This is a genomic window from Crossiella sp. CA-258035 (genome assembly GCF_030064675.1).
Taxonomy (GTDB): domain Bacteria; phylum Actinomycetota; class Actinomycetes; order Mycobacteriales; family Pseudonocardiaceae; genus Crossiella.
The window spans coordinates 7,833,064-7,856,324 of the sequence record NZ_CP116413.1; the positions used below are offsets into that span (position 1 = coordinate 7,833,064).

At 70.7% G+C, this 23,261-nt stretch carries 22 protein-coding genes; 2 read left to right on the forward strand and 20 right to left on the reverse strand.

Annotated features, from left to right (window positions below; translation table 11 throughout):
* The first annotated feature begins 72 nt into the window (after window positions 1-72).
* Window positions 73-1,047 (forward strand): hypothetical protein, encoded by a 975-nt coding sequence (locus N8J89_RS35265; protein WP_283661268.1) that lies wholly within the window; start codon window positions 73-75, stop codon window positions 1,045-1,047.
* Here the strand turns inward: N8J89_RS35265 and prfA are convergent.
* Together prfA and rpmE are read right to left on the reverse strand one after the other, a co-directional pair.
* Window positions 1,044-2,123: a peptide chain release factor 1 gene (gene prfA, locus N8J89_RS35270; RefSeq protein WP_283661269.1), complete on the reverse strand. Its 1,080-nt coding sequence runs from the start codon at window positions 2,121-2,123 to the stop codon at window positions 1,044-1,046. The two genes, N8J89_RS35265 and prfA, sit on opposite strands and share 4 nt — an antisense overlap.
* A gap of 73 nt (window positions 2,124-2,196) precedes the next feature.
* Window positions 2,197-2,409, reverse strand: coding sequence for a 50S ribosomal protein L31 (gene rpmE / locus N8J89_RS35275; RefSeq protein ID WP_252484092.1), 213 nt, complete (start codon window positions 2,407-2,409; stop codon window positions 2,197-2,199).
* A gap of 222 nt (window positions 2,410-2,631) precedes the next feature.
* Between rpmE and N8J89_RS35280 the strand changes: the two genes are divergently transcribed.
* A complete protein-coding gene (locus tag N8J89_RS35280) occupies window positions 2,632-3,036 on the forward strand; it encodes a hypothetical protein (protein ID WP_283661270.1) in 405 nt (134 codons plus the stop codon).
* Between the two features lie 77 nt (window positions 3,037-3,113).
* On the opposite strand, the gene fabF is transcribed toward N8J89_RS35280, so the two are convergent.
* From fabF to N8J89_RS35370, 18 genes are all read right to left on the reverse strand, one after another.
* Window positions 3,114-4,376 (reverse strand): beta-ketoacyl-ACP synthase II, encoded by a 1,263-nt coding sequence (gene fabF / locus N8J89_RS35285; protein ID WP_283661271.1) that lies wholly within the window; start codon window positions 4,374-4,376, stop codon window positions 3,114-3,116.
* Window positions 4,377-4,406: 30 nt separating this feature from the next.
* Window positions 4,407-6,998, reverse strand: a complete 2,592-nt coding sequence (locus N8J89_RS35290; RefSeq protein ID WP_283661272.1) for an aldehyde dehydrogenase family protein — start codon at window positions 6,996-6,998, stop codon at window positions 4,407-4,409.
* 1,155 nt (window positions 6,999-8,153) lie between these two features.
* A complete protein-coding gene (locus N8J89_RS35295) occupies window positions 8,154-8,258 on the reverse strand; it encodes a SapB/AmfS family lanthipeptide (protein ID WP_283661273.1) in 105 nt (34 codons plus the stop codon).
* Between the two features lie 8 nt (window positions 8,259-8,266).
* On the reverse strand, window positions 8,267-10,825 hold the full coding sequence (gene lanKC, locus N8J89_RS35300) for a class III lanthionine synthetase LanKC (RefSeq protein WP_283661274.1): 2,559 nt from the start codon (window positions 10,823-10,825) through the stop codon (window positions 8,267-8,269).
* A 161-nt stretch (window positions 10,826-10,986) separates the two neighbouring features.
* Window positions 10,987-11,664 carry a response regulator transcription factor gene (locus tag N8J89_RS35305; RefSeq protein WP_252484098.1) on the reverse strand — a complete coding sequence of 226 codons (678 nt, stop codon included), beginning with the start codon at window positions 11,662-11,664 and terminating at the stop codon, window positions 10,987-10,989.
* Window positions 11,661-12,788, reverse strand: coding sequence for a sensor histidine kinase (locus N8J89_RS35310; RefSeq protein WP_252484099.1), 1,128 nt, complete (start codon window positions 12,786-12,788; stop codon window positions 11,661-11,663). Before N8J89_RS35310 ends, N8J89_RS35305 begins: the two co-directional genes overlap by 4 nt.
* A gap of 433 nt (window positions 12,789-13,221) precedes the next feature.
* Window positions 13,222-15,270, reverse strand: coding sequence for a transcription termination factor Rho (gene rho, locus N8J89_RS35315; protein WP_283661275.1), 2,049 nt, complete (start codon window positions 15,268-15,270; stop codon window positions 13,222-13,224).
* A gap of 319 nt (window positions 15,271-15,589) precedes the next feature.
* Complete coding sequence (gene thrB / locus N8J89_RS35320) at window positions 15,590-16,507, reverse strand: homoserine kinase (protein WP_283666331.1); 918 nt, start codon at window positions 16,505-16,507, stop codon at window positions 15,590-15,592.
* Between the two features lie 28 nt (window positions 16,508-16,535).
* Window positions 16,536-16,973: a hypothetical protein gene (locus tag N8J89_RS35325; RefSeq protein ID WP_283661276.1), complete on the reverse strand. Its 438-nt coding sequence runs from the start codon at window positions 16,971-16,973 to the stop codon at window positions 16,536-16,538.
* 85 nt (window positions 16,974-17,058) lie between these two features.
* Window positions 17,059-17,874: a hypothetical protein gene (locus N8J89_RS35330; protein ID WP_283661277.1), complete on the reverse strand. Its 816-nt coding sequence runs from the start codon at window positions 17,872-17,874 to the stop codon at window positions 17,059-17,061.
* Window positions 17,843-18,154 (reverse strand): hypothetical protein, encoded by a 312-nt coding sequence (locus tag N8J89_RS35335; RefSeq protein ID WP_283661278.1) that lies wholly within the window; start codon window positions 18,152-18,154, stop codon window positions 17,843-17,845. Before N8J89_RS35335 ends, N8J89_RS35330 begins: the two co-directional genes overlap by 32 nt.
* A 42-nt stretch (window positions 18,155-18,196) precedes the next feature.
* A complete protein-coding gene (locus N8J89_RS35340; RefSeq protein ID WP_283661279.1) occupies window positions 18,197-18,895 on the reverse strand; it encodes a hypothetical protein in 699 nt (232 codons plus the stop codon).
* A 134-nt stretch (window positions 18,896-19,029) separates the two neighbouring features.
* Window positions 19,030-19,554, reverse strand: coding sequence for a hypothetical protein (locus N8J89_RS35345; RefSeq protein ID WP_283661280.1), 525 nt, complete (start codon window positions 19,552-19,554; stop codon window positions 19,030-19,032).
* 58 nt (window positions 19,555-19,612) lie between these two features.
* Window positions 19,613-20,398 carry an ESX secretion-associated protein EspG gene (locus tag N8J89_RS35350; protein WP_283661281.1) on the reverse strand — a complete coding sequence of 262 codons (786 nt, stop codon included), beginning with the start codon at window positions 20,396-20,398 and terminating at the stop codon, window positions 19,613-19,615.
* Window positions 20,395-21,630 (reverse strand): hypothetical protein, encoded by a 1,236-nt coding sequence (locus tag N8J89_RS35355; protein WP_283661282.1) that lies wholly within the window; start codon window positions 21,628-21,630, stop codon window positions 20,395-20,397. The genes N8J89_RS35350 and N8J89_RS35355 overlap by 4 nt, the downstream gene beginning before the upstream one ends.
* 28 nt (window positions 21,631-21,658) lie before the next feature.
* Window positions 21,659-21,973 (reverse strand): hypothetical protein, encoded by a 315-nt coding sequence (locus N8J89_RS35360; RefSeq protein ID WP_252484109.1) that lies wholly within the window; start codon window positions 21,971-21,973, stop codon window positions 21,659-21,661.
* A 117-nt stretch (window positions 21,974-22,090) separates the two neighbouring features.
* The gene (locus N8J89_RS35365) at window positions 22,091-22,687 is read right to left on the reverse strand and encodes a DUF3558 family protein (protein WP_283661283.1); all 597 of its coding nucleotides are present in this window, start codon (window positions 22,685-22,687) and stop codon (window positions 22,091-22,093) included.
* A gap of 20 nt (window positions 22,688-22,707) precedes the next feature.
* Window positions 22,708-23,253 (reverse strand): DUF3558 domain-containing protein, encoded by a 546-nt coding sequence (locus tag N8J89_RS35370; RefSeq protein WP_283661284.1) that lies wholly within the window; start codon window positions 23,251-23,253, stop codon window positions 22,708-22,710.
* Window positions 23,254-23,261 lie beyond the last annotated feature (8 nt).

Here is a 23,261-nt window from a genome sequence, read left to right on the forward strand (position 1 = left end):
AGTCAGCTCTCCGGAGGGCCGCTCACTAGCTTCGGCGGCAAGTTCATTCGTTCCGGGGAGGGGACATCGAACGTGCGTAATTCACTCACACTCATCACGATCACCGGGGCTCTGCTGCTCGGCGGCTCGCCCGCCCAGGCCGCGCCCGTCATCACCGATCTGGGCACCTTGCCCGGCAACCACCTGTCCTGGGCCAACGACATCGGCCTGGCCGGGGTGGTCGGCGCTTCCAGCACACCCAGCCAGGTCCAGGCGGTGTTCTGGCCGAACGGCGGCGCCGCGGTCAGGCTTCAGCCCACCGCGGCCGGCTGGGCGACCGCCGAGGCGATCAACGGCAACGGGGTCGTCGTCGGCCAGTCCGGCGACCAGGCGGTCCGCTGGGCGAGTCCCGGCGCGGCGCCGACCGTGCTGTCCAGCCCGGCGGTCTACACCAAGACCGTGGCGAAGTCGATCAATGACAAGGGAGTGGTCGCGGGCAACGGCGACCACCCGGAGACCTACCGGACCAGGGCGCTGCGCTGGAGCTCCAGCCGCCCGCCCAGGGTGCTGCCGCCGCTGCCCGGTCACCAGGAGAGCTCGGTCGGCTCCAGCGGGGCGCTCGGGGAGGACTCGGTGGTGGTCGGCAACTCCGACGGCGTCGCGGTGTTCTGGGACGCCGGCGGCGCGGTGCACCGGCTGCCCCAGCTCGACGGCTGGGCCCGCAGCGAGGCGCACGCGGTCAACCGGCACGGCGTGATCGTCGGCTCCTACGACCTGCCGGGCGGCGGGGGCGGGGCGGTGCGCTGGGAGCGGGGCAGGGTCACCGTGCTGCCGCACCTGCCGGGCACCGACCACAGCGTCGCTTCCTCGATCAACGACGCCGGGGTGGCGGTGGGCGCCTCCAGTGGCCGGGCGGTCCGCTGGGACGCCGCGGGCGCGGCGACCGAGCTGCCCAAGCTCAGCGACCAGCTGCCCGGTCACGCCAAGGCGATCAACGAGCGCGGCGAGGTCGCCGGGACCAACAGCCCGGTCTGGCGGCAGGACCACGCGGTGCGCTGGACGCCCTAGGCGTTGGCTCCGGCCGCGGCGAGGCGCTCCGCCTTGTCCGCGGCCGTGAGCGCGTCCAGCACCCCGTCCAGCTCGCCGTCGAGCACCTGGTCCAGGTTGTAGGCCTTGTAGTTGACCCGGTGGTCGGAGATCCGGTTCTCCGGGTAGTTGTAGGTGCGCACCCGCTCGGAGCGGTCCACCGTGCGGACCTGGCTGCGCCGGTCCGCGGAGGCCTTGCGGGCGGCCTCCTCCTCGGCCAGGGCGACCAGCCTGGCCTGCAGCACGGCCATCGCGCGGGCCTTGTTCTGCAGCTGGCTGCGCTCGTTCTGGCAGGAGACCACGATGCCGGTGGGCAGGTGGGTGATGCGCACCGCGGAGTCGGTGGTGTTCACGCTCTGGCCGCCGTGGCCGGAGGAGCGGAAGACGTCCACCCGCAGGTCCTTGTCGTCGATCTCGACCTCGACGTCCTCCTGCTCGGGGTAGACCAGCACCCCGGCCGCGGAGGTGTGCACGCGGCCCTGGGACTCGGTCACCGGCACCCGCTGCACCCGGTGCACCCCGGCCTCGTACTTCAGCCGGGCCCACACGCCGTCCAGCTCGGCCCCGCCCTTGCTCTTGACCACCATGGTGACGTCCTTGAACCCGCCCAGGTCGGACTCCACCGAGTCGAGCACCTCGGTCTTCCAGCCCTGCCGCTCGGCGTAGCGCAGGTACATCCGCAGCAGGTCGCCCGCGAACAGCGCGGACTCCTCGCCGCCCTCGCCGGACTTGATCTCCATCACCACGTCGGCGGAGTCGTGCGGATCGCGCGGCAGCAGCAGCTCGGTGAGCTTGCGCTCCAGCGCCGGGATGGTCTCGGCCAGCGTGGCGGCCTCGGCGGCGAACGCCTCGTCCTCACCGGCCAGCTCCAGCGCGGCCTCCCGGTCGGAGCGGGCCTGGTCCAGCTCGCGCAGGGTGCGCACCACCGGGGTCAGCTCGGCGTAGCGACGGCCCAGCTTGCGCGCCACCGCCTGGTCGGCGTGCACCGCGGGATCGGCCAGCCGACCCTCCAGCTCGGTGTACTCGGTGAGCAGGGTGTCCAGCGAGGCGGTGTCCACGGCGGTCCTTCCGTTGGCGGTAGCCGACACGACAACGGCGCCCACCCCGATGGGATGGGCGCCGTGAAGTCGGCTACTTGTTGCGCTTGCCGTAGCGGGCCTCGAAGCGCGCCACCCGGCCGCCGGTGTCGAGGATCTTCTGCTTGCCCGTGTAGAACGGGTGGCAGTTCGAGCAGACCTCGACCGTGATCTGGCCGGTCTTCTTGGTGCTGTGGGTCTCGAAGGTGTTGCCACAGCCGCAGTTCACCTGGGTGACCACGTAGTCTGGGTGGATACCGCTCTTCACCTGTTGTGTCCTTTCTCAGGGGCCGCCGGGTCCCCACGAGCCGTACAACGGGGTGAACCGGAGCCTTATTCCGACCTGTGAGTATGCCAGGTCTTCGGGGGTGCTCTCGCCGTGGGACCGCTCACCTCCAGAAACCGACCTCCGGGCGCAATGGCCGGACCATCGGGCGCATTGCCAGCGCAGACTGCTGTTATCGGTGACTGCGAGCAGCACACTGACCACGTGCTGTGTGCAGCGAGCTGGCGGCTTCCCGTGCGGACCTGGCTGGGCATCCCGCTGCTGGTCATCGGGTCGATGATCGGCCTCGGCGGGCTCGGCCTGCTGGCGGTCGGCTCCCCCACCGAGCTGTTCAGCGCCATGTTCGGCGTCGGCGCCGCGATGGGCCTGCTCACCAGCCGCAACATCGCCTGGCGGGCGTCCTGGCAGCGGCACGGCCTGCGCTGGCCCTACCTCGTCGCGGTGGTGGCCGCCGGGGTCGCGCTGGACGGGGTCGAGCTGCCCTCCGGGCTGGCGGTGGCCATCGGCACGCCCTGCCTGCTGCTGCTCGTGCGCACCCTGCGCCAGCTGCAGACCGTGGACCCCGACGGCGGCTGCGCCGAGACCAGGGACCTGATCAGCTCCACCTAGCCCGCTCCCCTGCTGAAACGGGAACGGCGCGTCCCCCGCAGGCCCGGGGACGCGCCGTTTCCGGCTTGCTGAGGCGATCAGCCGTCCCAGCGCTTGGCGACCAGCACCGCGTTGTGCCCGCCGAAGCCGAAGGAGTTGCTCATCGCGTACCGCACCTCGTGCTCCTGCGGCGCGTTGGCCACGAAGTTCATCTCCGCGTCCAACGGCTGGTGCAGGTTCATCGTGGGCGGCACGATCCCGGTGCGCATGGCGAACCCGCAGGCGATCAGCTCGACCGCGCCGGCCGCGCCGATCATGTGCCCGGTCATCGACTTGGTGGAGCTGACCGGGATCTTGGTGGCGTGCTCGCCGAGGACCTGCCGGATGGCGAAGGTCTCGGTCTTGTCGTTGAGCTCGGTGCTGGTGCCGTGCGCGTTGATGTAGTCGATCTGCTCCGGCGTGATGCCCGCGTCGGCCAGCGCCCTGCTCATCGCGCGCACGGCGCCCGCCGCCTCCGGGTGCGGGGCGGTCCAGTGGTGCGCGTCGGAGGTCGCCGCGTAGCCGGCCACCTCGGCCAGGATCGGCGCGCCCCGGCGCAACGCGTGGTCCAGCGACTCCAGCACGACCACCCCGGCGCCGGCGGCCATGATGAAGCCGTCCCGCTCGGCGTCGAAGGGCCTGCTGGCCCGCTCCGGGTCGTCGTTGCGCCGGGACAGCGCTCTGGCGTTGGAGCTGGAGGCGATGTCCAGCGGGGTGACGCTCATCTCGGTGCCACCGGCGATGACCACGTCGGCCTCGCCGTACTGGATCCACCTGGTCGCGGTGCCGATGGCGTCGGTGCCGGTGGCGCAGGCCGCACTGATCGCCAGCGTCGGGCCTGCCGCGCCGAACATCAGGCTGACCTCACCGGTGGGCGAGTCGTGCGCGCCGGTGATCGCCTGGTAGGCGCCGACCGCGCGGCCGCCCTTCTCCTGCAACAGCTTCACCGAGTCCTGCATGTACTTCATCGCGCCGTAGCCGGTGCCCAGCAGCACGCCGGTGCGCGGCGCGAGCTCGCTGTCGATGGTCAGCTTGGCCGACTCCACCGCCTGGATCGAGGCGGCCACCCCGTACTGGGCGAACAGGTCCATCCGCCTGCTGAGCTTGCGCGGCATGTGGTCCTCGGCGACGAAACCCTTGACCTCACCGGCGATCTGGGTCGGGAAGGGTTCGGCGTCGAAGGTGGTGATCCGGGCGATCCCGCTGCGCCCGGCCATGAACGCGGCCCAGGTGTCCTCCGCGGTCAGGCCGACCGGGCTGATGGCTCCCCAGCCGGTGACGACGACCCTGGGCCGCCGCTTCCTGAACTCCTCTACCGACATCAGCTCTTCTCCACCTCGTGTGTCCGCCGGTCAGGCGTTGGCCATCCGGTTCTTGCGGGCTGCCGGCAGGTGCTCGGCGACGGCCTTGGAGATCAGCAGCGGCTCGGCCACCCGCTGCCCCTGGTACGCCACGTAGTTCGCGGCCACGCCGTACCCGCCGAACGGCTTGTTGCCGTCGTCGGTGTCCAGCACGGTCAGGTTCACCGACACGATGTGCCGCTTGCCCAGTGCCGCGACCACGTCGGGCGCGTCGCCGTAGACCATCGCCCCCATCGCCCGCTCGTTGACCGTGGGGTGGTTGGCGAAGGCGCGCAGCTGCTGGGTGTTCTGGTAGATGACCACGTTGAAGATCGGGGCGAAGGTCTCCTCGATCGGCATCTTCTTGTTGTAGGGCCGCACCAGCACCGCGGGCTCCAGGTGCCGGGACCGGAAGTCCAGCCGCCCGCCGGCCACGATGTGCTCACGGTTGAGCCGCAGGTAGTCCGCGGCCGCCTCGATCGCGGTCTCGTAGTACAGCGGGCCGTAGTCCGCGCCGGGGTCGGTGTAGCTGCCGTAGCGCAGCTCGGAGACCCGTTTGGTGAGCTGGTCCACGAAGGCGTCCGCCTCGTTGGCGTGCACCAGGAACACGTCGGGGGCGAAGCAGTCCTGGCCGGAGTTGAGCATCCGGATGCGCACCGCGTCGGTGACCGCGAGGTCGATGTCCGCGCCCTCGGTCACGATGAACGGGTTCACGCCCTGGCCGAAGAACAGCAGCATCTGGTCATCGCGCAGCTCGGCGCGGACCAGCTCGGCGTTCTGGTACGCGCCGGTGAACACCAGCACATCGGCCTCGGCCACCGGCACCTCGACGAACTGCCGCTGGCTCAACGTGGTCAGCTCGATGTTGTCCAGCTTGTGCACCGGCGCGAGCAGCTCGTGCAGCCGCTTGGTGGTGCCGGTGACCTGGCTGGACGGCCGGAAGATGATCTCGTCGGTGTACAGCGACGGGATCAGCGTGTAGAGCACGTAGGAGTAGAACAACACGTTGGAGGACATGAAGACCGCCATCTTCGGCACCCGGCCGGGGCGGTAGGCCGAGACCTCCGAGAGCGCGCCCTCCAGCGCGCTCAGCCCGGCCTCGACCTCGTCGAGCACGGCCTTGTGGTTGGAGATCTCGGTCAGCACGTCGATCAGCGGCTGCGGGTCGTTGCGGATGAACTCGGCCACCGCGCGCAGGGCGGCCAGCCGCTGCGGGTGCGGCACCGCGGCCAGGTCGGTGAGCCGGGTCAGGTCGGGCTTTCCGTTGTTGTTCAACGGGAACTCGGTCACCACCAGCACCTGGTTGGGCTGCTCGTAGGAGGGCAGCAGCGCGCAGATCTTCTCCCGCCAGTAGCGGGCCTCGCGCAGTTCCGGGTCGGCCACCACGAACACCAGCTGGCTGCCCCGGCGCTCGTCGTCCAGCGCGACCACCTTGACCGGCGCTCCGGCCTCCTCGGCCTTGCGGGCCAGGGCTTCCGGGTAGAGCGTGTGACCCATCCGGTGCACCGCGTACTTGCGCCCCACCACGTAGAGGTTGCCCTCGGCGTCGGTGTAGCCGATGTCGTTGGTGCGGTAGACGTCCTCGGTGTGCTCGGTGACCGAGCCGTCCGCGGCCAGGTAGCCGGTGAGCTGGCCAGGCGAGCTGACCAGGATCTCGCCGATCTCGCCCGGCGGGACCGCGTTGCCGTCCTCGTCCAGGATCCGCACCACGACCCCGTCCAGCGGCTGGCCGCAGCCGACCGCGTTGCCGGGGGCGGCCAGCGCGATGTTGCCGACCTCGGTGCTGCCGTAGCCGTCCAGCAGGGGCTGGCCGGTGGCCGCGATGAACTTCTCCGCCAGCGCGCGGTCCAGCGGCGCGCCGCCCACGCACCACATCCGCACGTCCCGCAGGCTCGCCGCGGACTCCGGCCTGCGCTCCACCAGCTTCAGCATGGTGTGGTAGGTCGCGGGGGTCGCGTCCACCACGGTCGCCCGGTAGCGCCCGGCCATGTCGACCGCGTGGTCCAGGCGGGCGTACGGCGCCACGATCAGCGAGCAGCGGGCCACCCACCACAGCAGCACGAGCGAGAGCCCGTACTGGTGCGAGAAGGGCAGCAGCGGCATCAACACGTCGGCCTCGGTGTAGCTCATCCGCTGCTGGGTGCGCTCGATGTTGCCCAGGAAGGAACGGCCCGAGCGGACGATGCCCTTGGGCTCGCCGGTGGTGCCCGAGGACCAGGCGATCAGCGCGTCCGGCCGGGTGAACCAGTCCACAAAGGACAGTGAGCCGCCGAGGGCGGGGATCGACTGCGCCTCGTCCAGCAACCCGTCCAGGCTGATCACGTGGTCGGGGTCGAGCACCGTCAGGTCCTGGCTGACCTCGGGGCGCACCAGCGCCCAGCCCGCCCTGGCGAAGGCGGTGATCCGCGCGGTCTCCTCCGGCGTCTGCCGGTGGTCCACCAGCACGATCGAGGTGTCCAGGTGCACCAGGGCCAGGAGCACGGTGACGTACCCGGCCGAGTTGTCCGCCTTGAGCATCACCCGGCTGCCTGGACACAGCCCACGTGCGCGCAGCGCCGCGGCCACCCGCAGCGCGTCCTGCTCGACCTCTGCCGCGGATCGCACGGAGTTCGCTGTCACCAACCTGGCTGCCACAGGTTCCACCGCTGGTCTCCCACCCCTCGCCCGGTTACCCCGGCGTGACCGTGTCCGTACCCGGAGTACGGACACGGGCGATTGCCTACCGGAGTTTCAATGCGTTACTTTTGATCACGTTGTGTGTCGGCCCGCTGACTGTGGGTTCCCACCCGGGTCAGCAGTCCCAGTGCCTCGTGACCCGCCACCGGTCACGGTTCCGAGCCGCGAATTCCAGCATTGGTCGGAACACCCACTCAAATTACCGGGGCACCGTCGTGTTTCGACAATGAGAACTTTCTGACGTTCTTCCGGCTAGATAAAACTTCCTGAAGCAAGTACCGGCGTGAGGGCTTCGCGACCGTCCGCACTCGATCGCCGCCTGAGGTACCGCTCGATGGAGGCAGTCCACCACCCGCGTCTGCGGAGAACCACCATACCCGCCCTGATCTGCCCCGATCACCGGACGTCCGGCCCGTTGGGCTGCCCGGACAGGCAGACCGGGACCAGCGGGGCAGGCTCGTCCTACCTAGTCCGGTTCACGCCAGGACTAAGCCGTACAGCCCAGTGAGCACCCGGCCGAACGGACCAGTCAACCCGTTTCCCGTGTCCCGGAGAGCGCGCAATGCGGCCCGCTGACACACACCACGTCAACTCCGGGCAAACCTTTCCCTCACCCTTGCGACCGACACGAACTCTATTATTGAACAGGCGACCGAATTCCCCGCTTTTCCGGGAAAAGACGTCAAGTCTGTGCAAAGTGTGTCGGCTAATAGCCCACCGCCGGGCGGCAGAACCGTGAACCCGCGACCGGCCCCGCGCGGCCCCCTCGCCCCAGGCCCCCGGCGGCGGGCACCGGGCTGATCAGGGGGCTCCGACCTGCGCGGAAGGGCGGCCACCCCGGGCCGGACGACCGGCGGCCCTGGCACTGCACGGACGGCGCTGGAAGTCCAGCGGCGGCGCCGCTGTGGATCAGCGAAGTGAGAGTCGGGCGGGTCGCGCGGGCCGGGCCCGCAAGCCGGTCGAAGCGGACGCCCCGGGGTGCGAGATGTCGATGCGGGCGCGGATCGGCCCTGGGCATGGGTCGGGGGATGCTCCCGGTCGCGGCGAGAGCATCCCCCGATGGCACACACTGTGTGCGGTGGATCACCAGCAGATCAGCAGACTCAGCGTGCTGATCAGGCCCATGCCGAGCTCGGCAGGGCTGTCGACCTCGGCAGGTTCGATGGCCTGCAGGTCAAGAACGTCCATCCGGGTTGTCACCTCCCCTCGCGCACTCGTCCGAACAGGGGCAACGCCCCGGTGGCCACGGTGTGCAGCGCGAGCAGCACACCCGCCGATCCGGTGGCGAGATCGTGGGACAGCCGCAGCAGCGCGTCGCCGGGGAAGGCCAGGCCGCCGCCGTGCGGCACCGCGTGCCAGGCCAGCCTGCTGACGTGCCGGTGCAGCGCGGCGTCCAGCTGGCCTGCGTCGACCTCGGGCAGGCCGCGCAGCGCGGCGAGCGCGCAGACCAGCCCGGCCCGGCCGGTGAACAGCCCGCTGTGCACGGTGAACTCGGCTTCCAGCGCCCTGCGCACCGAGGGCAGCGCGCCGAGGAACACCGGGTCCGGCCGCCGCCGCAGCAGCTCGGCCATGGCGATGGCGATCCCCGCGGTGCCCGCGGCCAGGTAGGGCAGCAGCTTGCGGCCCGCGCGCACGTGCAGCGCGCCGGCGGCGGTCAGCTCGGCGTGCTGGAGGTCCCGGTGCAGTGCGGTGCCCGCCGCGTCCAGCAGCCGGTCCGGGCCACCCTCGGCGTGCGCGTGGCTGAGGAACAGCGCCGCGCCCGCGCCGCCGCGGCTGAGCCCGGGCAGTCCGAACGGGACCGCCTCCACCCCGGCGAGCACCCGGCCCGCCACCCGGTCGGCGAGGTCGAGACCCCATTCGGTGAGCCAGCTCCGGCCGACCGTGCGCCCCAGGTGCAGCAGGGTCAGCCCGATGCCGGAGAGACCCTCGTACAGGTCGGCGCCCGCGCAGGCCTCGGTGCTCGCGGCGGCCCGCTCGATGAGCTCCAGCGCGGTCCCGGTGTGCCCGAACTCGGCCAGCACCAGCGCGATGCCGTGCCGTCCGGCGAACAGGCCGGGCCGGCCCGCGCCGCGCCGGATCAGCGCGCGCAGCAGCCAGTCCTCGAACTCGGGGAAGCGCCCGCAACCGCTGGTGTGCAAGGCGTGCAGCACCCCAGCCGCGCCGTGCGCCAGGCCGAGCCCGTCCTCGGCGAATTGGGCGATGTCGCCGGGGAAGAGCCGGTCGCTGCGCTGCGGGGTGGCCGAGGCCAGGATCGCCGCGGTGATCTGCTCGCGCAGCCGGTCCAGGTCGGCCGGTCCGGTCGGGAACATCGGCGGCACCGCCTCCGCGTCCGCCACCGGCGGCGGCACCGAGCCCGCGCAGAGCCGGTCGAGGATGGGCCGCACGTACTCCGGCGGCACCGGGAACCGGGCCAGCACCGCCGCGCACAGCGAGCGGACCTTGCCGGGCGCCAAGGCGCACAACGAGTTCAGCGGCAGGAACAGCGCGAGCCGGAGCGCGGCCAGCGCGTAGTGGTCCACGTCGAAGCCGCCGACGCCGGGCGGCGCGGTGTAGCCGGGCGCGCCCAGCGGCGGCCGGGTCGCCGCGCCCACCGGTGCGGCCAGCTCGAAGTCCAGCAGGGTGACCCGGCCGTCCGGGCCGACCATCACGTTGTTCGGGTGCAGGTCGCCGAAGACCACGCCGCGCTCGTGCAGCGCGGCCATCGCGGCGGTGACCTTCTCCACGACCTCCAGCGCCCACCGGGTGTACCCGGCCACCTCGGCCTCGTCCGCGGCCGCCCCGGCCAGCGGGTAGCGGCGGACCAGCTCGGTGGCCAGCGGCACGCCCTCGACGTGGCTGAGCGCGAGGAACTCGTGCTCCCAGCAGCGGAACCGGCCCAGCACCTCGGGCACGCCGGGCGCGCCGGCCAGCAGGGTGAGCATGTCGTGCTCGTTGGCCAGCCGGTGCACCGCGTCGTGGCCGTCGGTGTCCAGCCCGGCGTGCGGACGGGCCTCCTTGAGCACCACGGTGCGCCCGGTCTCGGGCTCCTCGGCCAGGTAGACCCCGCCCGCGTTGGAGAAGTGCAGCGGGCGCAGCACCCGGTAGGGCAGCGCGGCCCTGGCCCGGCGGCGGGCCAGGTGCGGTCGCAGCACCTCCGGGATGGCCACCCAGTCCGGCGGGCTGAACCGGGGGCCGCGCTCATCCGGCACCAGGTTGCCCTCGGGGTCGGCCAGCGCCGGCACCAGCTCGCCGCGCGCGGACTGGCAGTACCGCTCGGTGAAGGCGCCGTAGCGCACGTAGAGCGGGCCCTCGCCGAAGCGCAGGTCGTTGAGGATGTACGGGCCGGGCCGCCCGGCCAGCCGGGGGCCGAGCCTGCGCAGCTGGCGGGTCAGCTGGGTCTCGTCGGCCGGGTAGAGCGTGATGAACTTGCCGCTGGAGCCACGGGCGGCGTACTTGGCGTTGTGCGCGAGCACCGCGGCCCTGCTGTCCAGGAACTTGAACGGCACCCGGTGCAGCAGGCAGTCCTCGGCCACCGCCGCCAGCACCTCGGCCGCGCCGTCCGGGGTCGCGGATACGTGGATCTTCCAGCCCTGCTCGGGCGTAGCCACGCCCCTGGGGTGCAGCATCACCCAGGACTCCCGCCTGCTGCGCCGCCACTGCGGCGGCAGCGGCGCGCTGACCAGCGGGTACCGCTCGACCGCGGCGGTGCGGTGGGCCGGCGAGTCGTAGAAGTAGCGGTCGACGAAACAATACTTCTCATATTCGACTTCAATCATGCCGGCACACCTCCCCAGTTATTCCTGGTTTTTCCCCTCGATCCAGAAATAAACCCTACCCCGCCGCAAATGTTTCTCAATAGGCCACGCGGTCTACCTTTTTCGCCACGAAAGTCGCGCACTCGTTCTGGCGTGCAACTTTAGTCGCGCGCAATCCGTTGCTACTCGGGGGAAATCGAGACCAGCCCGGTCCGGTATGCGAAGATGGCCAGCTGAACACGATTGTCCAGGTCCAGCTTGGCCAGCACCCTGGTCACCCTGCTCTTGACCGAGGACTCGGTGGTGTCCAGCTTTTCCGCAATCGCGGCATTGGACCAGCCGGTGGCCACCAACTTGACCACATCGATCTCCCGCTCACCAAGCAGGTCAATTCCCTTGGCGACTGCCGGATCGGGTTGCACCATCCGGTGCACGGTGTGCTCGATCAGGCGCAGGGTCACCGCGGGCGAGAGCATCGCATCGCCCCGGGAGACCACCCGGACCGCGTGCGCCAGCTCATCCGGCGAGGTGTCCTTGCGCAGGAACCCGCTCGCCCCGGCGGCCAGCGCGGAGTAGACGTGGAAGTCGGAGTCGAAGGTGGTCAGCATCAGCACCCTGGGCCGGGGCGCGGGCCCGGTCCACTCGCCGAGCAGCCGCCGGGTGGCCGCGATACCGTCCAGCTCGGGCATCCGCACGTCCATCAGCACCACGTCGGGGCACAGCTCGGCCGCCCTGGCCAGCGCCGCGCCGCCGGTGGCCGCCTCACCCACCACTTCCAGGTCCTCACGCAGCGAGAGCAGGGTGGACAGCCCCGCCCTGACCACCGCGTCGTCGTCGACGAGCAGCAGGCGAATGGTCACGAGGCGCTCCGCAGCGGGATCCGCGCGTCCACCACGTAGCCGCCGTCCGGCGCGGCCGCCGAGCTCAGCTCGCCGCCCAGCCTGGCCACCCTGGCCTGCATGCTGAGCAGGCCGAGCCCGCTGCCCGGCACCGAGGGCAGCCGGGCCGCCCTGGGCGGCTCGTTGACCACCCGCAGCCGCAGCGCGTCCGCCTCGGCGTCCACGCCCACCTCGATGCTCACCCTGGTCGGCGAGGCGTGCTTGACCACGTTGGTCAACGCCTCCTGGAGCACCAGGAAGCCCTCCGCGCCGACCTCGCGGCTCATCGAGCGGGGCAGCTCGGCCACCGAGAACTCCACGTCGTTGCCCGCGTTGCGCACCGCGGAGGCCAGCCGGGTCACCCCCTCCGGCCCGCAGTCGGCCCCCTCCGGCGCGTCCGCGATCCCGCGCAGCAGGTTCTGCAGCCGGACCATCTCGGTCATCGCCTGCCTGCTGGACTCGCGGATCTGGTTGGCCGCGAGCACCGCCTGCGGGTCCCGCCTGGCCAGCAGCTCCTCGAAGACGTGCGTCTGCACCGACAGCGCGCTGAGGTGGTTGCCCACCACGTCGTGCAGGTCCAGCGCGATCCGCTCGCGTTCGGCGCCCACCGCCGAGCGCACCTCGCGGGTGCGCCGCTCGCGCTGCCGGTGCACGCTGCGGCGCAGCGAGCCCACGTGCGCGGCGAAGCGGTGCTGATGGCTGCCGATCAGGTAGGCCAGGCCCACCGCCAGCGCCGCCACCAGCCAGTCCGCCAGCTGGATCTGCGCGGTGTACATCAGGCTGACCACGACCGCGTGCGCGCCGCCCCAGCCGGCCACCACCCAGGCCACCCACGGCCGGTGCCGCCGGGCGCCGTAGCGGCCCAGCGCGTGCGCGGCGACGAACAGCGGGATCACCCCGGTCGCCTCCGGCGCGCCGATCGCCGCCCTGGCCAGCACCATCGCGCCCACGATCAGGAAGACCACCACCGGCCTGCGCCTGCGCAGCAGCAGCGGCAGGGTCACCCCGTAGGCCGCCAGCGCGCCGGCAGCCAGCCGCCAGGGCTGCGCGGGCACCAGGAACAGCGCGAGCAGGTCCAGCGCCCCGAGCACTCCGACCAGGAGCACGTCAGGGGCGCTGCGTTTCGCGCCGCCCGCCCACACCGACAGCCGCCTCCCACTAGACGCCCGTGTCACCGTTCCGCCCACCACTCCCAGTAGGTAAATACCTGGCATGCGTGCCGCGCAACCAGCTGAAACAGAAGCCGTCACCTGGACGGCCCAATGCGTTTCCGGTCTCCGCGACTACCCATGCCGCCTTTCGGTCAGGGCTGATCAGCCCATTGGACTACTGCACACGCTGCCAACCGATCCAGCGTCAGCTACTGACTCCCGGGCAGCGCTGTTGGCGATCGGCTAACTCGGCGGATTTTTCGACTCCCAAAAAGCATCGTTCTTGGGCAACAGCGCGAACGGGTCACAATCGGGGCGTCCGTTCGGCGACAAAAAAGCGGGCGCTCCCGGCCATGGCCGAAAGCGCCCGCTTACTTACTGACGAGTATCAGTCGTCGTTCGTTCCCGGGGCGTTCTTGGAGACCGTCATCAGGAACTCGATGTTCGTGCGGGTCTTGCGCAGACGGTCCAGCAGCAGGTCGATGGCCTGCTGGTCGTCCAGCGCCGCCAGCACCCGGCGGAGCTTGATGGTGACCGCCAGCTCGTCAGGGGAGAGCAGCAGCTCTTCCTTGCGCGTGCCGGAGGCGTCCACGTCGACCGCCGGGAAGGTCCGCTTGTCGGCGATCTTGCGGTCCAGCTTGAGCTCGGCGTTGCCGGTGCCCTTGAACTCCTCGAAGATGACCGTGTCCATGGTGGACCCGGTCTCCACCAGCGCGGTGGCGAAGATGGTCAGCGAACCGCCACCCTCGATGTTGCGCGCGGCGCCGAGGAAGCGCTTGGGCGGGTACAGCGCGGTGGAGTCGACACCACCGGACAGGATGCGGCCCGATGCCGGGGCGGCCAGGTTGTAGGCGCGGCCCAGACGGGTGATCGAGTCCAGCAGCACGACCACGTCGTGACCCATCTCCACCAGGCGCTTGGCGCGCTCGATGGAGAGTTCGGCCACAGTGGTGTGGTCGCCCGGCGGCCGGTCGAAGGTCGAGGCGATGACCTCGCCCTTCACCGAACGCTGCATGTCGGTGACCTCCTCAGGCCGCTCGTCCACGAGCACGACCATGAGGTGGCATTCCGGGTTGTTCGTGGTGATCGCGTTGGCGATCGCCTGCAGCACCGAGGTCTTGCCCGCCTTGGGCGGGGAGACGATCAGCGCGCGCTGCCCCTTGCCGATCGGCATCACCAGGTCGATGACGCGCGTGGTGAGGATGTGCGGCTCGGTTTCCAGCCGCAGTCGCTCGTTCGGGTACAGCGGGGTCAGCTTGGTGAACTCCGGACGGCCGCGGACCGCGTCCGGCTCCAGGCCGTTGATGGAGTCCACCCGCACCAGCGGGTTGAACTTCTGCCGCTGCTGCTCCCCGTCCCGGGGCTGGCGCACCGCGCCGGTGATCGCGTCGCCACGGCGCAGGCCGTAGCGGCGGACCAGCGACAGCGAGACGTAGACGTCGTTGGGCCCGGCCAGGTAACCGGAGGTGCGGACGAACGCGTAGTTGTCCAGCACGTCCAGGATGCCCGCGACCGGCAGCAGCACGTCGTCCTCGCGGACCTCCGTGTCACCGCCGCCACCGCCCCGGCCGCCGCGCTCCCCGCGGTCGCCCCGGTCGTTGCCGCCGCCGTCGCCATCCCGGCCACGGTTGCGCCTGCGGTCCCGGAAACGGCGTCCCCGCCGCCCCCTGCCGTCCTCGTCCTCGTCGTCCTCCACACCCTGCGGCTGACCCTGGGACGCGGCGCGCTCGCCCCGGTCCCCACGGTCACCACGATCGTTGCGGTCGTTGCGGTTGCGGTTGCGGTCGTTCCGGTTGCCCCGGTCGCCCCGCTCCCCGCGCTCGCCCCGCTCGCCGCGTTCCTGCCGCTCACCGCGCTCTTGACGCGGTTGCTGCTCGGCCGGCCGCTCCCGCTGCTCGCTGGCAGCGGCGGCGGGCTGCTCCGCCTGCTCGACGGGCTTGTCGGCCTGGACCTGCTCGGGAGCGCGCTCGCGGGTGTTCCGCTGCTCGCCCTCCGGGCTCCCGGCCGGACGGGTGGCCGCCCGACGGCGGCGGTTGCGCCGGGCGTTGTCGCCCCCGGCGTCGCCCTCACCAGCCGCGTTGTCCGCGGCGGCAGGGGAGGCGGCGGGCGCCGGTGGGGCGCTCTCCACCGCGGCGGCCTTCGGCGCCGGGGTGCTCTCGGCACCCAGCGCCAGCTGGCCGGTCTCGGCCTTGGCCGGCTTGGCAGCCTCGGCGCGTGGCGCCGAACCGCCGCCTTGCCGCTCCTTGATGGCAGCGATCAGATCGCCCTTGCGCATCCCACTGGTGTTGCCGATGCCCAGCTCACCAGCGAGCTGACGCAGCTCGGCGAGCACCATCCCGGAAAGGCCGCCACGACGTCGAGTCGCCGTGCCATTGGCCGAAGGGCTGGCAGCGGTCGTCTCGACCGCGTCGCCGCCCAGTAGTTCGGTTTCGCTCACGAATGTCCTTCCTGACCGGTCCCCGCCTCCTACGTGGACCAGCGGACTTGCCGCCCGACGGAACGCGGGACAGCAGGTCGTCCAGTACCGGTGAGAAGACTCGGCACGGGACTGTCAATCACCGCCTCGGTGTACCCGTCAGCGTGGATTCCGCCCTGGACGGATCGGAACCTACTTCAACGGGGATGCGACCCGGGAACGAGGCCCGGGAACGGCACCGGCGACCGTGCGCGCGGTGACTGATTGCCTCTGAGGGTAGACCCCGGGTCAGCACGGTGCAACAACCGGGTCGGTCGTGGCGTGGCGGGAAGGGCCTTGGCTACCTCGGCTTTGCTCCCTCAGACGGGTTGGCCGGGCCCCCGATCGGTTCCACCACCACCCCGCCCTGGTCGACCGGCAGGGCCATCGGGGTGAACCCGGACAGCTCTGCCTCGTCGGGCAGGTGACCACCACGGGGGAAGGCGATCACGGTGGGTCCCGCCCCGGAGACCATGGCCGGCACCCCGCTGGCCCGCAACGAGTCCACCAGCGCCATGGTCGCCGGGAAGGCGGGTCGGCGGTACTCCTGGTGCAGCCGGTCCGCGGTGCCGGGCAGCAGCAGCCAGGGATCGGTGGTCAGCGCGTAGACGGCCAGCGCCGAGCGCCCCGCCGCGAAGGCCGCGTCCCGCAGCGGCACCAGCTCCGGCAACAACCCGCGTGTGGTCTTCGTCTCGGACCGGGTTTCCGGCACCAGCACCACCGGCGAGAGCTCCTCGTGCGGCTCCAGCCGGATGGCCTGGTACTGGTCACCGTCCTGCCAGGCGATCACGATCCCGCCGTAGACACTGGCCGCGGCGTTGTCCGCATGCCCCTCGAACTCCGCGGCCAGCTGCAACACCCCGTCATCCAGCTCCCGGTCCGCCAACGCGAACCCAGCAGCCACCCCGGCCACCGCCGCCGCCGCGGAGGACCCCAGCCCCCGAGCGTGCGGAATCCGGTTCCGGCACACCAGCTCCAGCCCTGCCCCGCTCACCCCGCACCGCTCCAGCGCGGCCAGCGCCGCCCGCACAACCAGATGCCGCCCATCAGCGGGAACCGAGTCAGCACCCTGGCCCTCGACCCGCACCCGGACCTCACCGGCCGGGGCGACCCGCACCTCCACCTCGTCGTAGAGCGCGAGCGCGAGACCAAGGGAGTCGAACCCCGACCCGAGGTTCGCCGTCGACGCGGGCACCGTGACCCGCACACCAGTTCCGATCCGCACCCGCCCACCCTAGATAAGGTGCTCAGGGCCCTGGCCACCCACCACGACTCCGTGCCTGGTCCGAGTCCCGTTCGAGCTTCCGGACCACAGAACGCGGCAGGTCTCCGAAAATACATCCCACGATGAGTCCGGGAACTTGGAACAGGGGCGAAGCCGCTGACTCGGGAACGCCGTTGATCAGGGGATAGACCATGAAGATGAGGGCGAACACGACCGCCACAACCAGAATGAGGAGGCTGCCGATGTTCGCGGTCCGCCGCCAACCAGGCAGCGCCCACCCGTCGATGTGGTCGCCGCTGACCACGGCCCTGACCCGGAACAGGAATGCCGCGGTCCAGCCAAAGCCGAGCGCGCTCAGCGGAAGCTGGACGACCAGCACCTGGTAGAAGCCGAAGCTGCTCCGGTTCACCGACAGCAGGATCAGCAGCGCTAGACCGGCGAAGAACACCGCCGCGACCAAGAAGACAACGGCGGTCCTGGTCAGCCCCTTTCGCGACCGGGCCGCGCCAGGGACGGCCACCCAGCGCCACGCCCCGGCAGGGACGCTACCGGGGTTCCCAGTCACTCCTGTCACCGTCCTTGTTGCTCGCGTCGGTGAGGTGTTCCGCCGTCGCCGAGGGCCACCGGCCGCCAGGAAGAGCACGTTCCGTGGTGACCTGTTGCAGCAGTTTCACCTGCTGGGCGCGCGCTGTGTTCGCCGCCGTCGTCAACGAGTTGAGCGCCACTCCCGCCAATGTCGTGTACGCCGTCAACGCGCCGAGTGCGAACTTGATCCCGGCGGGTGCCGTGACCACACCACCGACCGCAACTGCGGCTATGGCCAAGGCACCGGCCACGGACGCGACGCCGATCGCGAGAGCATTCCAATACGCTTCGATCGCACCCGCAAGATCACTCAGTGTGGTGTGGATCGTGGTGGCAATGGTTTTGAGCGCCACCAACGCCTCACCTTGCACAGTGACCACATCTCCGTATGCCTCAGCTGCCTTGCCGGTCCACCTGTTGTCGGTGGTCAGCGATTCTTTGCGCAGGCGACCGGACAGTTCGCTCGCCATCGCGCCGACCTGAGTGGTCCACGCCTCACCCACTGCCCGCAGCGCCGACGGACTTCCTGGCACCTCGTAACAGCGCTCCAGGTCCGCCATCGACTTCTCGATCTCCTGGCCAAGCCAACCCTGACTCGCCGCGAACCGTTGCAGCTGGTACGTGGGGTTCGCGGCTTGAGCGAACTCGAACGCGACCCTGATCATCTCGGCGGAGCCCAGGACCTCCTGCTTGGCTTCCCTGATCGTGTTCAGGGTCGCCTCGTTGTCTCTGTGAATCATGTCCTCAACCGCCCGCCCGCCGGAGACCGTGCGCACCCTCAGCGTCCTCACGCTCATAGGTCTCCGCGCTCATGCGCAGCGCCATGCCGACCTTGTCGAACTCGGCCGCCGCGGACTCCAGCAACGACTCCAGGGCTTGCCGGACCTGCTCGTAGGTCGGCCCGATGATGTGGTCGAGCAGCATCGAGAACTGCTCTTCGTTCAGCATCAGGTTCTTGACCAGGGAGTGAGCTTGGCCGACTTCTCGCGCCGCGCTGCTCCACTCACCCGCATCCGCCCTCATCGCCTCGACTGACGCGCGAACCTTGTCGTCCATATCAGAACTCCCTCCCCGTCTTCATGGCCGTCCGACGGACCGCTAACCAGGCATCCCGGCGAGCCGAAGCAGCGCTTGCGGGTCCCTGGCCAATCGCAGCACTTGGGCGACGCTCCCCGGCGGGCTCAGGTTGGCGACCCCACCCGCGGCAGCGGCCTGCTGCGCGGCTCGCAAAGCTCGGCCCAACTCCACGCCGATCTCGGTGTGGCGAGCGAACTCCGCCCACCTCAGATCGACTGTGACCTCGGCGAACTGACCGTTCCGCATGGTCGCGACAACCCTGTCGTCGGGGGCGGCGCCGACGAAGACCGCGTCCGCCGCTTCCGCCAACTGCCGCTTGAACGCGGCGAAGTCCGCCGACCAGGCGGCGAGCACGGCCCTGAGCTCATCCCTGCTCCCTGGCGAGGAGGTCGTCGCCGCGCTTTGGGCGGCAAGCCGGTCGATCGAGACCTCCGGCAAGGCATCGTCGGTCGATTCGGTGAACCGTGTTGCCAGCAGGTCATTCGCCACGCTCAGCACTGCCGCGCCCAGAAGCCGGCTGGTCACCTGAGCACGCCAGGTAGGTGCCAGTTCGACCGCTTGAACCAACCCGTGATCGTCTAGCACCAGCCGGACCGCAGACGGATCCTCAGGTGCTGAAGTACCAGGATGTTCCGCTGCGGCGATCTTCGGCTTCGGCCGTTCTTCCTCGTCCCAGTCCTCGGTGAACTTGCTCAACCAGTTATCGCCGGACGGCGACATGCACTCCCCCTGCGGTCCGGACCGACGCCTCCCCCAGGTCGGTCCTCAGCGGAGCCTAGGTGATCAGCACTCGGCCCAGCGCCCGAACCGGCGAACTCCGCTCGATCAGCGGATGAGGGGCAGACGGACCCTGTTCACGACAGCCAGCCGTGCTCGGTGCGCACCCGCTCGGCCTGCTCCACACGTCTGAGGAGTGAGGCCGCGAACAGGTATGGCATGGGCAGGCACATCACGGCCACCCCGCTCATGCTCACCTGGGCTGTCACCGCTGAGCCCGCCATCCCTGCCCTGGCATGCTCGAGCGCCAACAGCCCGATGACCACACCGGACAGGGACAGCACGACCGTGGCACCGGCGAACCAGGCGTACAGCGTCCGGAGTCGGCCGAGCAATGGCAGGTTCACCTGGTCGGCCCTGATCGCCTGCCGCAGCAACAGCAGGAGCAGTCCAGCCGCCAGCAACAGGCTCACCAGGAACACCGCTTGCGCCGTGATGAACCGCGCGGGCCAGGAACCTTCCGGGTACTCGATGGGGCCCACTGTGACGCCCACGAACCACACCAAAAGGGTCGGCAGACACAGGAAGATCGCCATGCCGAGCGCCGAACCCCTGGTCCGGTTGGCGCCCAGCAGAACCGCCATTCCGTCGGTGTCACGCATCCCCCCGCGCTCCGGACCGACGCCTCCCCCAGCTCGGTCCGGACCCCAGGCCAGGGGATCAGCGGTCCACGACCTCGGCCAGCAGGCTGTCGAGTTGTTCGGCGACCTTGCGGTTGTCCACGCCGAAGAAGTTGATCCAGCCGTTGCGTTCCCGGCTGCCGATGCGGCCTGCCTGGATGTCGAAGACGTTGAGCACGCTGCTCGCGCGCAGGCTGCGGCCGTACTGGTCGCGGGCGGTGGCGCCGAACTGGGCGTACAGGGTGCGGTCGGCGTCGCCTATCTCCCACAGGAGCTGGGCGTCTTCCTGGCGGACGCCGCGGCTGGTGAGGATCTGGACGAAGACCTTGCCCTGGTCGGCGGCCTGGCTGACCGCGGACTCCAGCACGTCGGCGGCGACGGTGACCGAGCCGACGCGGCCCGGTGGGGGCTGGGGCAGCAGGCCGGCGGCCGCGGGGGCCAGGCCGGTGCTGCGGACCCAGCCGAAGCGGTACCGGTCGCCGTCGTGCACGGCCAGCACGCCGGTGTCGCCGACGGCCGAGCAGAGCGCCTTGACCTCGGGCAGGATCTGCTCGCCCACCCGCCAGGAGAACCGGATGTCGATGGACCGGTTGGGGCGGGCCAGCAGGATCAGCAGGTCCTCCAGCTCCACGTCCAACCGGCCGTCCTCGGCGCGGCCGCGCTGTTCCAGGGACGACCAGGCGAGGCGGCGGAAGTGCGCGCGTTCCTCGTCGGTGACGCCGTGGGACAGCGTGTTCAGCTCGGTGGGCTTGTCGCCCAGTCGCAGGTGCTCCCAGAGGACCTCGAACTCCAGTGCGTTCAGTTCGAGGTCGAGTGAAACGGTCACAGGCCCGGACGCTCACCGATCACCGGCGGCGCGACCAGCGTGCCCTCGCCGAAGATGTCGTCGGTCTCGATGAGGTAGTCAGGACGCTTGTGCTCCTTGTCCTCCTCGCCGTTGGCTCGCGCGCCACCGCCCATGGGACCGCCGCCCATGCCGGGCGCGCCACCACGGCCACCGGGACCAAAACCGCTGCCGGGACCGCCTGGGCCACCCGAGCCGATGCCGCCCATGCCGCCGGGGCCGAAGCCGGGGCGCATGCCGGCGGAGCCGCTGCCGGAGCCGGGGCCGAAGCCGCCGGGCATGCCGCCGACCGGGACCGGGCCGAAGGTCGAGCCGCCACCACCGGGGCCGGGGGTCGGCACCGGATTGTTCATCGGCAGCGGCTGGTTGACCACCGGGGACGGGATGACCCGGTTCGGGTCGACCTGGTCGTTGGGCAGGTTGCGGTGCCAGTCATCGTTGCGGGTGTTGTCGATCGGGTCCCGGTCGTCGGGGATGCCGTCGCCGTCCTTGTCACCGGGGCGGTTGTTGTCCCGGTTGGTGTTCCGGTCGTCGACCGGGTCCCGGTCGTCCGGGATGCCGTCGCCGTCCCGGTCGCCGACCAGCACACCGCGCCGGGTCGGGTCGGAGTTGTCGAAGTTGCCGCCGCGCCGGGTCGGGGTGGCCACCGGGTTGCCGACCTCGGACTTGCCGCCGCCGGAGGCGCCGACGCCGACGTCGATCGGGTCGGGCGCGACGAAGGTGGGCAGGTTCGAGGTGGAGGAGAGCACCGTGGTCTCGTAGCCGCGCATGGTCTCGCGGGCCTTGCGCTCGGCGTTGTCCTTGTCCTGCTGTTCCTGCTGCTTGTCGGTCATCCCGCCGGTGAGCGAGGCCCAGCCGCGGGAGATGAAGTTGTCACTGGAGGTGACCTGCTTGGCGGGCTCGATCTTCTTCTGCGTGTCGACGAAGGTGTTCGTGCTGGTCGACGAGGTGGTCCGCATCAGGTCGGCCATGCTGGAAGCCTCGGTGGCCCACTGGTGCGCGGGCGAGACGCGCTCCTGCATCTGGTCGAAGGACTTGCCCTGCATGACGCCGGTGGCGCCCTCGAAGGCCTTCTTCACGTTCTCGCCGATCCGGCCCAGCCGCTCGGCCTGCTTCTCCCAGAGCAGATCACGACTGCTCAGGGCATAGTGCCCACGGCCTTCGTTGATCATCTTGTGGATCTGCTCGTGGCTGTACGCGTCCCAGTTGGTCATGTCCTCACCCCAGTTGTGCCCGTGCGGCTCAGGCCCGCTTCATGGAGGAGCGGTTGGCCTGCTCCTGACGCTCGTAGTCCGCGAGGCCGCTCTTCAAGTTGGTGATCATCGCCTGGATGGAGGCGATCAACTTGTCGGCGGCGGCCACGAGCCCGGTGGGGCCGGTGGCGGGCAGGTCGAGACGCTTGGCCAGCTCGATGCTCGCGGGATCGTTGGCGGGCGCCTCCTGGATGCCGATCGCCGCGGTGTACTCCCGCAGGTCCTTGGCCTCTTCCAGCTCGGCTTCCAGCTTCGCGATCAGCCCCGGCACCTCGGCCGGCTTGATCATCACTCGATCCGCCATGGGTTCCCTCCAGCAACGTCCTCCCAGACGGGACCTAGGATGTCACAACCCATGACGGCGGTTCCGTGCTTTGTCCACAGGTGAGCCAGCTCACATGACATTCGCAAATATGGCGGATCAAGTCTTCGCCGGGAGCTTCTCGATCACCGCGCTGAGCACCTTCTCGGCGAACCCGCAGGCGTCCGGGGTGACCGCGGGCATGGTCTTGTACGAGGTGAAGTAGGAGCGCAGCGTCTCGGTGTCCGAGATCGCCGTGAAGACCATGCAGCCGCGCTGGTCAGCGCCGTCCAGGGAGCGCACGGACGGGTAGCCGGCGACCTTGCCGACCTCCAGGCCGGACCCCGCCTTGGGGGCCTCCGCGCCGAACTTCTTCAGCAGGGTGTCCCGGTAGAGCTCCACCCGCACCTCGGCGCGGCTGTTGGAGTGGTTGCTCCAGGCGCAACTGGCCGCCGCGGGCTTGGGCTTGTCCGGCAGGCCGAGGCCGCTGAGCTGGGCCGCGGGCAGGATCTCGCAGGGCGCGGTGCGGAAGGTGCCCTCCACCGTCTTGGGCTGGGTGGTGACCTTCGTCCAGTCCCCCGAGGCCGCGGAAGAGGAGGAGGCCGGGGAGGTCGGGGCCGGGGGCTGCGTCGGGGCGGGCGACTCGCCCCCACAGGCGGTGAGGAGCACCGCGGCCGACACCAGCACGGACCCGAGCAACCAACGTTGTGCCGTCACGGCAGCGAGCATACGGAGGATCAGCTGCCCGCGGGCAGCTTCCCGATGACTGCCTCGGCCACCCGCTGGGCCCGCCCGCAGGCGTCCGGGACGGCCTTCGGCGCGCTGAAGGCCACGTGCAGCGCCTCGGTGGCCGACACCCCGATCCGGAACTCGCAGCCGCGCCCGTCGCCGCCCTCCTGGGCTCGCACCGCCGGATAGCCAGCGACCTTGACCACGGACACGCCCGCCGAGTCCGGCTCGCGGTCGTAGCGCTGGGCCAGGGACAGCGGATCCAGCTCGACCAGGACCGCGGTGCCGCCGTCCTGGTCCCGCCAGGTGCACCCGGCCGGGTCCGCCTGCGCGCTCGCGGTCGGGGGCGAGGGCAGGCCGAGGTCGCGGCGCTCGGCCTCGGTCAGCGTCTCGCACGGGCTGACCCGGAAGTCCTTGTTCACCGACTTCGGGCTGCTGACCCTGGTCCACTCCTTGACCGCCGTGCTGGTCTCCGGTCCCGGCTGCGCGGCGGTGCAGGCGGCGGTCAGGCCGGTCCCCAGCACCGCCAGCAGCGCCCAGCGGCGGCGGGACATCGGGAGCG

Bases quoted from the DNA above. Each gene is read 5' to 3' on its own strand.
- N8J89_RS35295 (WP_283661273.1), bottom strand. From the start codon at position 8,258: ATGGACGTTCTTGACCTGCAGGCCATCGAACCTGCCGAGGTCGACAGC.
- N8J89_RS35335 (WP_283661278.1), bottom strand. From the start codon at position 18,154: ATGGACGACAAGGTTCGCGCGTCAGTCGAGGCGATGAGGGCGGATGCG.
- N8J89_RS35370 (WP_283661284.1), bottom strand. From the start codon at position 23,253: ATGTCCCGCCGCCGCTGGGCGCTGCTGGCGGTGCTGGGGACCGGCCTG.
- N8J89_RS35345 (WP_283661280.1), bottom strand. From the start codon at position 19,554: ATGCGTGACACCGACGGAATGGCGGTTCTGCTGGGCGCCAACCGGACC.
- lanKC (WP_283661274.1), bottom strand. From the start codon at position 10,825: ATGATTGAAGTCGAATATGAGAAGTATTGTTTCGTCGACCGCTACTTC.
- N8J89_RS35340 (WP_283661279.1), bottom strand. From the start codon at position 18,895: ATGTCGCCGTCCGGCGATAACTGGTTGAGCAAGTTCACCGAGGACTGG.
- N8J89_RS35355 (WP_283661282.1), bottom strand. From the start codon at position 21,630: ATGACCAACTGGGACGCGTACAGCCACGAGCAGATCCACAAGATGATC.
- N8J89_RS35360 (WP_252484109.1), bottom strand. From the start codon at position 21,973: ATGGCGGATCGAGTGATGATCAAGCCGGCCGAGGTGCCGGGGCTGATC.
- fabF (WP_283661271.1), bottom strand. From the start codon at position 4,376: ATGTCGGTAGAGGAGTTCAGGAAGCGGCGGCCCAGGGTCGTCGTCACC.